The sequence below is a fragment of the Ignavibacteria bacterium genome (assembly GCA_041649015.1).
Taxonomy (GTDB): domain Bacteria; phylum Bacteroidota; class Ignavibacteria; order Tepidaquicellales; family Tepidaquicellaceae; genus CAIKZJ01.
Map to the genome: position 1 here is coordinate 1 of JBAZNU010000006.1, position 12,558 is coordinate 12,558.

The 12,558-nt window shown below is 35.8% G+C and carries 8 protein-coding genes; 3 read left to right on the plus strand and 5 right to left on the minus strand.

Annotated elements, in window-relative coordinates:
* The 5 genes from WC644_10295 to WC644_10315 all read right to left on the minus strand — a co-directional run.
* Positions 1-1,576, minus strand: a 1,576-nt coding sequence (locus WC644_10295; GenBank protein ID MFA5012327.1) for a hypothetical protein, incomplete at its 3' end; no start/stop codon positions are given.
* A gap of 271 nt (positions 1,577-1,847) precedes the next feature.
* The gene (locus WC644_10300) at positions 1,848-3,161 is read right to left on the minus strand and encodes a YCF48-related protein (GenBank protein ID MFA5012328.1); all 1,314 of its coding nucleotides are present in this window, start codon (positions 3,159-3,161) and stop codon (positions 1,848-1,850) included.
* A gap of 54 nt (positions 3,162-3,215) precedes the next feature.
* Positions 3,216-5,132: a YCF48-related protein gene (locus WC644_10305; protein MFA5012329.1), complete on the minus strand. Its 1,917-nt coding sequence runs from the start codon at positions 5,130-5,132 to the stop codon at positions 3,216-3,218.
* 45 nt (positions 5,133-5,177) lie between these two features.
* Complete coding sequence (locus tag WC644_10310) at positions 5,178-6,431, minus strand: YCF48-related protein (protein ID MFA5012330.1); 1,254 nt, start codon at positions 6,429-6,431, stop codon at positions 5,178-5,180.
* Positions 6,432-7,022: 591 nt separating this feature from the next.
* The gene (locus WC644_10315; GenBank protein MFA5012331.1) at positions 7,023-8,123 is read right to left on the minus strand and encodes a PP2C family protein-serine/threonine phosphatase; all 1,101 of its coding nucleotides are present in this window, start codon (positions 8,121-8,123) and stop codon (positions 7,023-7,025) included.
* A gap of 610 nt (positions 8,124-8,733) precedes the next feature.
* Here WC644_10315 and WC644_10320 point away from each other — a divergent pair.
* From WC644_10320 to folP, 3 genes are all read left to right on the plus strand, one after another.
* Complete coding sequence (locus WC644_10320) at positions 8,734-9,522, plus strand: hypothetical protein (protein MFA5012332.1); 789 nt, start codon at positions 8,734-8,736, stop codon at positions 9,520-9,522.
* A 128-nt stretch (positions 9,523-9,650) separates the two neighbouring features.
* Entirely contained in the window at positions 9,651-11,636 is a 1,986-nt protein-coding gene (gene metG, locus WC644_10325; GenBank protein ID MFA5012333.1) for a methionine--tRNA ligase, read from the plus strand.
* Positions 11,637-11,715: 79 nt separating this feature from the next.
* On the plus strand, positions 11,716-12,558 hold the full coding sequence (folP, locus tag WC644_10330) for a dihydropteroate synthase (protein ID MFA5012334.1): 843 nt from the start codon (positions 11,716-11,718) through the stop codon (positions 12,556-12,558).

The window sequence follows — 12,558 nt, forward strand, 5'->3', positions numbered from 1 at the left end:
TGTCAACTTCATATATTTCATACCCTTCAAACTTATATATATTTGAATCGCTTTTCGGATAGAATATAGTGTCCCAGTAATAATATGATTCTGCTGCATCATCCCATAAAAGATTTACCGAGCACTGTGTTGAATTTATCTGTGTAACGCTTTGCGAAACAGTTGGTATTGAAGGCAGTAAATTTACATTAAAGTTATTGTCGTATAAAGTCTGAGAAAGGTTACTCAATCGTTTAAGCAATGTTACAGAATTCTTATTATCGCTTCCCCTCTGTAAAAGCTGTGTAAGGACTATCTTTTGAGTATCACCTGGATTCACTGCAAGATCTATTGCACCGGAATTAATAATCATTCTTTTATCCCCGGGAGAATTAAAAGGAAGTATTACACCTGTTGTATCTCCGTTGCAGTTCTGCATTGAGCCTTTGTATTCGGTCCAGCCGGTTCCCGTTTCCGGATCGCCGGAATATGCGAATTTAGTCCTTTTGGGAGGTGAATGAGTAATATCCATCAAGGAAGTTCTGTCTTTTTTCATTCCTTGAAGATAATGGTATGCCGCAACGGGTTCTCCGTTTGCTTGGGATTCACATGGCGGCGGCATAGAAGCTGTGCTAGTTAAAAATATAAAAGAAGTCATACCGAGTGTATCGCCTGTAACTCTATTTATCGGGCTCCTTATAAAATCGATTCCGAAAGCCGGAGGTGCAGTTCCATATGTCGGAGGAGCTCCGGTTCCATCTTCATTATCACCATTGTAACAGTATCCAAGATTTAAAGTTGTGTCACATCCAATGTAATCGTCATTAGCATCTCCTATGTCAGGTTCAACATATATTCCCGTGAATGTCGAATCCCATCTTGCCGTACCTTTATTTATAATGGTATAACTTATAAACTGGACATCTTCAATACCGGGCGTAGTGTAAGCCCATGAAATAAAGTGTATCTCCGCGCCAAGAAGAGGTGACTTAATCCCTCCTCCAAATCCTTCCCCGGGAGTTCTTTGTAAAGAATCTCCGTCGCCCATGCACTCAAATATCGTCTGGCTCGCATTTGGCATTCCTGGTATATCTAATCCGTCATCGTAAATACCGTTATTGTTCAAATCTTTATAAGGCGCTCCGTAAGGTACCATCTTATACCAGTTTGCATAATCGGGATTGTTATATGCATTATCACCATTCCTTACTGTGTACATCTTGAAATCGCTGTTCGTAGTCCATGACCCGTTTTGGAAAGTTCCGGGAGTATATTCACCCCAGTATGAAGCCATAACCTGTGCATATTGACCGTTTATTCCGCAGGCAATGCTCAATCCCGCAGAATAACAGGCATACCTATTTGAACCCTTCGGCCACGAAAGACCCGGAGAATTACCTGAAGCACTGTTCTGATTGAATATACCCGTATTCTGAAAATACGCGGATATGTTGTTTGGATTTAGTATGACTCTTTGAATTATTATAGATTCAGGCAAAAGACTGTAAGGATTCTCTCCTACGATTATTCTTGGCTTTGCACGAATAATTGTTACAAAAGAAACAATTAATACTGCGAGGAAAATTAACTTCTTCATTTAATTAATATAAAATTAATAAATGCTTTATTTAATATAATTTATTGAACTTCGAAATAATAAATTAAAGTATCAAGTGTATTATCCTTTCGTACAGCATACACAAAAATACTTATTATGATTATAAAAGATTCGCTCCCGAAATATGCTGCTCCGTGTTTAATCAGAACAGCTTTTAAATTAACTTGATATAACTTTGATTATTCAGGTCTATCTGCTTTCCATATTAAATCTCTTCTGTATTACTCTTAGTAAAATATACCTCTATTTGTTACTTCAAAAGCACCATGCGCTTCGTCTGTTTAAACTTTTCTGTTTGCAAAGTATAAAAGTATATTCCGCTCGAATATCCCGATGCATTCCATTGCGTGCTGTACGTCCCCGGCTGCAATCTCTCATTCACAAGCGTTTCCACTTCCCGACCCATTAAATCATAAACCTTTAGCATCACATCACTGACCGCTGGAAGCTGAAAGCTGATGACTGTCTTCGGATTAAACGGATTCGGATAGTTCTGCGATAGTAAATATGAAGATGGAATATCCGTCGAGACATGCATTGCTGATGTTAAACCACCTGTTAATGTTTTTAGTATAACTCCATAGTAACCTACCGCCCAACCTGTTAATGTATCAGTAAAAAATATTCCGTTTATTATCTCTGTTCCTGCTAAGTTTTGTTTTACCCAGTCTTGTCCGCCATTAGTTGTTTTTGAAATATTTGAATTTCCCGAAGATGTATATCCTGCTATCCAACCGGTATTTGCATTTACAAAATACATCGCTCGATTGTTGTAATTATTAATAATATTAGTCGTCCAATTGATTCCGCCATTAGTTGTTTTTACTAACATTGTATTTTCTATATATCCAAGTGCATAACCTGTAGAAGAATTCAGAAATTGAATTTCTCTGCCACGTATTGCATTAATTGAATCGTTAAACATTAATGACCAATTATTTCCTTCGTTAGTGGTTTTGTAAATTCTCAATATAATCGGAAGCATTTCCTCTTGATATGTACAAGTTATCCAACCGGTTTGGGAATTGATAAAACTTAAACCTTCTGTTGTTCCGCATTCGAGTGAATTTGAATAATTCACTCCGCCATTAGTAGATTTCAATATCGAACCTGATGATGTAAAGGAAAGATATTCACTGTAATTTCTATAAACTATATTTTCATTTACTGCATAAACATCTTTGATATACGCATTCCCAAAAATTGCAGGAGTTTTACTGTAAATAATATTCCAATTACTTCCTCCATTCGTTGTCTTGAAAACATACGTACCTATTACATATGAATAATAATTATTATCACCTGCAAGGAATCCTGTATTTTCATTAAGAAAATGTACTGAATTAATTGTTGCCTGAACCGGAAGAGTTTGGCTTATCCAATTCTGCCCTCCATTTGTGGTTTTTAAGACAATAGAATCACCAACAACCCAACCGGTATTTGAATTGACAAAATATAAACTTTTTAAATTTCTGTTTGTCTCTGAATTTTGCGAATACCATCCCGGCTGAGAACTTACAATATTGCAAATGAGGAGAATCATAATTACTAAAAACTTTTTCATGACTTTTAATTTAATTCATCTTTCCAAAACTTTGATTAAGAAATAAAGATATTCTTATTTTAATAATATCATCCTTTTTGTCTCTCTAAAATTCCCGACCATCATTTGATAAAAATAAACCCCGCTATTCAGCATTGAACCATCAAATGTAGTTTCATAAGTACCAGGTAGTAACCTCTCATTCACAAGCGTCTTAACTTCTCGACCCATCACATCATAAACTTTCAATACCGTCAAATAATCATCCCCGAATAATCCTGTCGAGCTACTCATCACTTCAAACCTTATCTTCGAAACAGGATTAAACGGATTCGGATAGTTCTGCTCCAACTTAAAACTTTTTGGTATTTCTGAACTTATATTAGAGATAAACACCGAGCCTCCGTTTGTTGTTTTCAAAATCGTACCTTCACTACCTACAACATAACCAGTCATTGAATTCACAAAATGCAATGAATTAAATGCACCTATAATCCTTATTTGCTCTGCATTCCAGTTTATTCCGCCGTTTGTTGATTTATATATATTCCCGTTTGTTACGGTAAACCACCCGTTCATTATGTCAGTGAATTGCAGAGATTTCACTGGTATACCTGTATAATAACTATTCCAGTTTGTACCTCCGTTTGTCGTTTTCATTATTGTTTCTTGCGTTCCTATCCAGCCAGTTTGTGCATTAACAAAATAAACTGAATAAAGCGTGACAGGGTCCGTTTGTATGTATTCCCAGTTACTTCCTGAATTTGTTGTCTTGTAAATTGTTCTAATTCCTCCAACTGCATATCCTGTTTGTACATCTGTGAAATATACTGAGTAAAGCATCGGATAATTAGAGTTTAATTGAGTAAACCAGTTTACTCCTGCATTTGTTGTTTTGAGAATTATACTGTTGTAATAACTACTGCCTCCACCCACAGCCCAACCGGTTTGTTCATTAATAAAATGTATTGAATTAATCTGCTCGGTTGAACCGCTTGCGGCTGAATCCCATATTATTCCTCCGTTTGTACTTCTGTATATCATATTTGAATAACCTGTTGTAAATCCTGTCTGGGCATTAACAAAGCATATAGTTAGAAGATACTTTGATGCGGGAATACTATTAATGCTGTAACTTGCACCACCATTTGTTGTTTTTAGTGTTGTGCCGCTGCTACCGCATATCCACCCTGTTTCCGGATTTATAAAGCGAACTGAATTTAAGCTGTTCTTGGTTATATGAGAATACTGGAAATTCCATTCAGTCCCGCCGTTTATTGTCTTTAATATATACCCGCTATATCCTACTGCCCACCCAGTCTGATTGTTTATAAAACTGAGTGACCTTAATCCCGATAAACTCACTGGGATTTGTCCTATCCAGGTGATACCTCCGTTGGTTGTTTTGCTTAATGTATTCTCACCCGAAATCCATCCTGTCATTGAATTCTCAAAATGCAAATCAAAAAGATTTGTTGAACTGGGACTTGTAAGTGATATCCAATTTATGCCGCCGTTAGTTGTCTTTCGTAAATACCCTGAAGGTCCCGTTATATAACCCGTGTTCTCATCAGGAAAATGAAATCCATAAACAGAGATCCCTGCAGCATGAATCTCATACCAATTTGTTCCGCCATTTGTTGTCTTAAAAACATTACCGTTATCACCTGCTGTCCATCCTGTTTCTGAATTTAAAAACTGAATGTTGTAGCAATTTGTCGTAACAGTTGTTTCCGACCAGTTAATCCCTGAGTCAGTAAAATAAATCCCTCTGAAGTATGAAGTCGTGAAAGGATTCTTTATTATCCAGTTTATTCCTCCATTGGTGGTTTTCATGATTGTTCCGTTTATACCTGCAATCCATCCTGTTGATGAATTAATAAAACAAGAACTGTACAAAGAGTTTCCCGAAGGATATGGATTCTGCCACATCCATTGAGCCTTTAAACACATCGCTAAGAGTAAAAATAATAGTACAAAAATTCTTTTCATATAATTTCTAATTTATTAATAATTTCCTTTTTCATTGTCTAAAAACTATTTCAACAATATCATCCTCTTTGTCTCTGTAAAATTCCCGACCAACATTTGATAAAAATAAACACCGCTATTCAGCATCGAACCATCAAATGTAGTTTCATAAGTACCAGGTAGTAACCTCTCATTCACAAGCGTCTTAACTTCGCGACCCATCACATCATAAACTTTCAATACCGTCAAATAGTCATCCCCGAATACTCCTGTCGGGCTACTCATCACTTCAAACCTTATCTTCGTAACAGGATTAAACGGATTCGGATAGTTCTGCCAAAGCCTGTATTCTTGCGGTACTTCAATACTTATTTGATTTATCCCTACCCCCCCATTAGTTGTTTTGAATAAATACCCTTTACCACCCGCAGCCCAAAGCGTGCTGTCGTTTGACTTGCTTATACCATAGATAGAGCCCATAAAATTAATTGGCAGAATTTGCGGCACCCAGTTAACACCTGAGTTTGTTGTTTTATTTATAACTCCGGAACCACCCAGCCAACCCGTATTTATATCTTTGAAATAAACTGACTTTGCATCATCAGGATAATTAAGATACATCCAGTTATCTCCGCAGTTTGTTGTTTTCCTGACACCGTTATTATCACCCACTGCCCAGCCGGTTAAATCATTTATGAAAGTTATTTCATAAATGTATGTATGAAAAGCACCCTCAAACACTCTCTGCCAGCTCACCCCTCCATTCGTAGTTTTATGTATTACACTGTAATAAGTTGTTATAAATCCTGTATTTCCATTCAAGAAATTCACAGCATAAGACGTATTAATTGTATTGCTCATTTGAAGCCAATTGTTCCCGCCGTTCGTTGTTACAAATGTATGATTACCTGTTACCCAGCCCGTGTCAGGATTTAAAAAGAATGCTTTGTTGTGATCGCTCGAGTCTGTAAACTGTTGTACCCAGTTCAGTCCTCCGTTAGTTGTTTTTCTGACTGTTCCTTTATCACCTATTATCCATCCTGTATAATCATTGATGAAATATAAGTCCCAAAGTCCGGGAATTGTACCAATATTCATTAAATACCAGTTTAAACCGGAATTACTTGTTTTTAGTAACTTACCCTCTGTTGCAAAATTTTGTAGGTTCTTGTATCCCGCTATCCAACCGGTACTCGAAGAGGTGAACTGTACATCCATAAAATAAAAAGTTGTGTCAGAATAGATTAAAACCCATTGAGAATAGCAGTAATTTGTCAACAATGAATAACTTAATGCGAGTAGAAAGAATATCTTTTTCACACAACTTTACATTAAATTTTTTAAGATGAATTCTGCTCGGTGTGTTTTTACATTTTGCCATAACCTGTTAATGTAAGCATGTAAATCGGAAAATATCTATTTACAATTTAATGATTTATTTCTTTCGATTCAAATCATTTTTTGAGGATTAATATTTATTTATTCACGATAATGATTTATTATTGCCTTAATTTATCATTATTATAGAGTAAAGGAATGATGTTGAACTTCTTCATGATTCTATTTGTACTTTATACAGTAATAATTAAATCCTTTCAAAGAGAAAGGATTTAATGTTTACACACTCTATTTGTATATGTTTTCTTTGTTTAGGATTATTCATAGAGGACATTATTTGCTTCCCTCATGATTAAACTTTTAGCAATATCTTAAGTATTCTCCGTGTGCTCCGTGTTTTCTCTGTATCCTCTTGATAAAATCTTTTCGTTTTTTTAGTTCTTGCTTTGTCATGTCAACTATATAATATCTTCTCTTCTTCTGTTTTCCATGCTCTTAATAATAATTAATAAGTTCACTCCGCTGTATCTGTGCACTCTGTAGTAAATTTGTTCTATGCTAAAATCTTTTCTCTTACATCTTCTTCATTACAATAATCGAAATATCATCATTCTGTCTTGTTTGTCCTGTAAACTGAAATATATCCTCAACTATTTGCTCTCCAAGTGCTTTTGCTGATAACTCCTTATTCTGCAATATAACCGACTTCATTTTTTCATTGCCGTAAAACTCTCCTGCTCGATTCTTTGCATCAGTTATTCCGTCTGAATATATTACAACTATATTCCCCTCTTTAAACTCTTCTTTAAACACAGAATAATCCGCATTCTTAATCAGTCCCAATGCTGTCTCTCCGTGAGGTGTTTCTTTAATCTGATTATCACGCAAAATATATGCTGGCAGATGCCCCGCATTTACCATTTCTATCGTATTACTGCCTTTAATGATTTCAACATAAAATAATGAAGCAAACATCTTGCGGAGCTTTTCCTTATAAAATGTACTGTTCACTTTTGATATTAATTCGCTTGTCTTATAATCCGGAGCAAGTGCTTTTATTATTGCTTGAAGTTTGCTCGTCATCAATGCCGCATGCAATCCTTTTCCCGCAACATCTGATACAAACAGCGTCGCTCTATCGTCGTCAACATAGAAGAAATCAACGAGGTCTCCCGATACTTCATTCGCTGGTCTTGAATAAAGCCATAACGTCCAGCCGTCAAGATAAGGCGACTCCTCCGGCATTAGTGCTTCCTGTATTTTTCTTCCCGCTACAAGCTCATCCTTTGCAAGCAATTTGTCTTTTAATTCCAGCATTAAAAGTATTATTATTATTAAACATCCAAGCACGCTGAAATCAGTCGAAAATGCTACGTTAAACTCATCAAACTCTATTCTTATTGCTGTGATTATAAAGAATGCTCCCGCAAGAAGCATTACACGACGCATCGGATTCAGTTTCAATATCATGCTTTTCAAAATCCATACTACAGAAAAGAATCCCCTTTTCATTGGATTCATCTTGTTCAGCTTCGCCTTATTTTCAGGCGTCACATAAAACTCTATAATATCATTCATGTCCTGGCTGAAATCTTTTGTCATTTCATTAACATTCATGTCAGATTCTAATGTCTTAAAAAAACCCGGCTCGTTTTGTTTTGCGTCTCTGCTCATCGTTTATTTTTATATTTAATACGGAATAAATAATATATTAGTTGCAATTTATTGTATTTTCTGCATTTTTTAACTATCGGTATTTATATAAATCTTATTATTTTTATTTCCTTCTTTCAGTTTTAACAAATACTACTTCAAAGAAACTTAAATAAGCTATTGTTTTATCATACCCCCTCCTGTCATTCCCGCGTGCTCTTGGCGGGAATCTTATCACTTTTACCTCTTTATAACCGTTATTTTCTTAAAAAAATCCATGATAATTCTTCTTAAGGGTGCCTATCCGCGTTTTTTTATCTGCTTGAAACATTTTTCTCTTGACATTAGTAAAAAATATTTGTAAACTTGTACTAGTATAGATTATACACATAATAATCTAATTTATTAGTCTGGTATTAAGTAATTTCCCAATAATATTACTTAAATTATTGATAATACAGCACCTCTTATGAACCTCCAATAAAAGTACGGTAATAGCACGATAATTATACGATTATAGTACGGAGTAATTGGCCTTATCTTGCCTTTTGTTTAGGAATTAGGTATGTTGTAGATAAGTACTGCTGTAATTGCCGTATCTATTATTTATAACAATTAAATAAATTGAATTATGTCAAGAATAATACCTGGTCACCTCGGAACACCTATCGGCAAACTTGGTAAAACTGTTTACCGTAGAACCAATAAGAAAGTATTTTCTTATGAACTTACTGAAGCTTTCAAAGAAACTAAATCCGAAAAAGTTATTGCCAACAGGAAAAATTTTGGCAAACTTTCAAAATTCGCTAACTTTGTCAACAAATCTGAGACTATCAAAAAAGTTTGGACTAAATCAAAGTTAAAAGGCAATGCAAGCAATCGCAGGATTTTTAAATACAATTATAAAACGTTTCATCTTTATGGAATCAGCTCTGGAATTCATATACTCCCAACTAATATATACCTACACAATTTTAGTGCCTCACTCGACCATAATCGTCTCACTGTAAGTTTTAGTGCATACGATGTCAAAGCGGGTTTTGATAGTAAATTTGCAGACTTCAATCCGCCTTACGTTATCGTAACTGTAATTCATGCTAAAGACCCCGTCAATCCTGAAAATAAAAATGAATACCTGAATGTAATGCTCGAAGAAACAATTGAGAACATTAGATTTCAGGATGAAAAATTATTTACACATACTTTCGATACTCCTAATGGCGCTTTCAGTTTTATCGATGACTATAATACCGTTATTGTTTTCCCGGGTCTAATCTCAATTGATGAGAATAATTACCCTGGAAAATGGGCTGAATGCCACGGCTTATACACAAAGGGATCACATCCGGAGATTATTCCTCCTAAACAACCCGTTCCAATTGAACGTCCGGGCAAAAAGTTCTTAATTGAGTATTCATAAACATATATTAGTTATAATAATTTTCCATCTCCTTCCCAGGCTCAGCTTGGGAAGGGTATAAATAATCTCTGTCTCTTCTTTCCAATCAACTTTTCCATTTAATCAAATCTTTGCTTTAAGTATATTATATGATGAAAAATAAGTTACTTGTAACAGCGGCTCTGCCTTACGCAAACGGATATATTCACCTCGGTCATATTGCCGGTGCATACCTTCCTGCAGATTTATTTGTTAGGTTTAAAAGACTTTGCAATGAAGACATAATCTTTATTTGCGGCTCTGATGAACACGGTACAGCTATAGAAATATCAGCAATGAAAGAAAATGTAACTCCAAAGGAAATTATCGATCGGTACCATAATGCTAATAAAGATGCTTTCGATAAACTCGGTATTTCTTTCGATATTTATTCACGTACTTCGAACGATATTCATCATAAGACTGCTCAGGATTTTTTCTTGAATCTTTATGATAAGGGTCTTCTCATTCAGAAAACGGAGAAACAGTTATATTCTGAAAAAGATAAACGCTTTCTTGCCGATAGGTTTGTTGAAGGTACTTGCCCTATCTGCGGCTATGAAGAAGCTCGCGGCGACCAATGCGAAAGCTGCGGTAGTAACTTAACACCGCTTGAACTTAAAAATCCAAAATCAAAGATTTCAGGAGATATTCCGGTAGTAAAAGAAGCTATAAACTTTTACTTCCCTCTTGAGCAGTTCCAACCTAAACTCGAGGATTGGATTAAAACAAAGACTAACTGGAAATCAAACGTCAAAAATTATTGTGAAGGATGGTTCAAAACTGGTCTTAAAGACCGAGCCATCACTCGCGACCTCGATTGGGGCGTTAAAGTACCGGTGAAAGATGCTGAAGGCAAGGTCATTTATGTATGGTTCGAAGCACCCATAGGTTACATTTCTGCTACCAAAGAATATTTCATCGAACAGGATGAACCTGATAAATGGCGTAAATACTGGTGCAGTGACGATTCCCGCTTAATTCATTTCATCGGAAAGGATAATATTATTTTCCATGCAATAGTATTTCCGGCTATGCTGATGGCACATGGTGAGTTCATTCTTCCGTATAACGTCCCCGCTAACGAGTTTCTTAATCTCGACGGTGCAAAGCTTTCAAAGAGCAAAGGACACGGTATTCTCGTTAAAGATGTTGTATCTGAGTTCAATCCCGACGTTGTGCGCTATGCAATCGCTTCAAATATGCCGGAGAACAAGGACTCTGATTTTTCCTTTAAAGATTTGCAGACAAAGAATAATAACGAACTTGCTGCTATTCTCGGCAATTTCATAAACAGAACTGTTGTCTTTGCTAAAAACAAGTTCGAAAACAAAGTACCGGAAAGGAACACAAAATCTGTCCCTGAAATATTCGCATACATTAAAGCTCAAAAGAAATTAATAGAAGATTGCTACAATAACTATAGGTTCAGAGATGCAATAAATGAAACTATGAATATAGCGCGTGCTGCAAATAAATTCTTCAATGATTGCGAACCGTGGAAAGTAATTAAAACAGACGAAGCGAAGTGCGGAGAGATAATAAATGAATGTCTCCAGATTGCTCACTCTCTTGCAATCGCTTTCTCACCTGTTTTACCTTTCACTTCACAGAAAATACTGAATGTTCTCGGTAAAGGAGAAGCAGATTTCGCATGGGACCGTATCGGAGAGTTCGTGCTCCAAAGCGAAAGCGAACTCGGTAAAGATGAAATACTTTTTCCGCAAATCGAACTGCCTGCAGAAGAACAGATAAAAGATGAGATTGAAGATAATCTTATTGCTATAGATGACTTTAAAAAAGTTAAACTTGCGACTGCTGTTGTAATTAATTCAGAGGCAGTTCCAAAAAGTAAAAAACTGCTTAAACTCCAAGTACGTTCGGGTAAGAAAGAAAAGCAGATTGTCGCAGGTATCGCTGAACATTATACTGCGGAACAAATGATGAATAAAACGATTATTATTGTTGATAACTTGAAACCAGCAAAACTCATGGGTCTGGAATCACAGGGAATGCTCCTTGCTGCAAAAATTGACGGCAAGTTAAAAGTGATTACTGTTGACGGTGAGTTTCCGGATGGTGCAGACGTAAGTTAATATTAATAAAATCCAATTTTATGATTCCCAAGCTGCGATGTAGGGAAGCTTATATGTTCTTTTAACGATAAATATTTCTATGCCTTACAAATTCGGTAATAAAACATACGACCTTTTTTCCCGAACTTACATTATGGGAATACTAAACATTACACCTGATTCCTTTTCCGATGGAGGTAAGTATTTTGATGAGGATATTTTACTGCAAAAGATTATCGTCGATGCGGTTGCCATGGAAAGAGAAGGTGCCGATTTCATAGATGTTGGAGGTGAGTCAACCCGCCCGGGCTCACGTAAAATATCTGCTGACGAGGAAATTAAACGAGTCATTCCTGTAATATCAGAAATTAAAAAGCATATATCCATTCCAATTTCAATTGATACATATAAAAGTGAAGTTGCTGACGAAGCACTTAAAGCTGGTGCAGTTATTGTAAACGATATAAGCGGTTTTCAGTTTGATTCAAAAATCGCAGAGGTGACAAGAAGATACAATGCATCCTGCATTCTGATGCACATAAAGGGAACTCCTCAGAACATGCAGATTAATCCTGTATACGACGATCTGGTATTAGAAATTAAAGAATACTTATGCAATTCTATTTCTATAGCTAAAAATGCAAGAATAGAGCAAATTATAATCGACCCTGGTATTGGCTTCGGTAAAACGTTCTATCATAATATCGAAATAATAAAACGTATCGGCGAATTCAAATCACTCGGATACCCCATTTTACTTGGATTATCAAAGAAACGGTTTATAAACGAAATTTATAAATCAAATACCGAAGAAAGAAACGTCGGAACTCTGTCAGCAAACATTGTCGGCATAATAAACGGTGCGAACATTTTTAGAGTACATAATGTTTTAGAAAATAAGCGTGCTGCAATAACTACTGACTTATTAAAAAATTGTAAATAA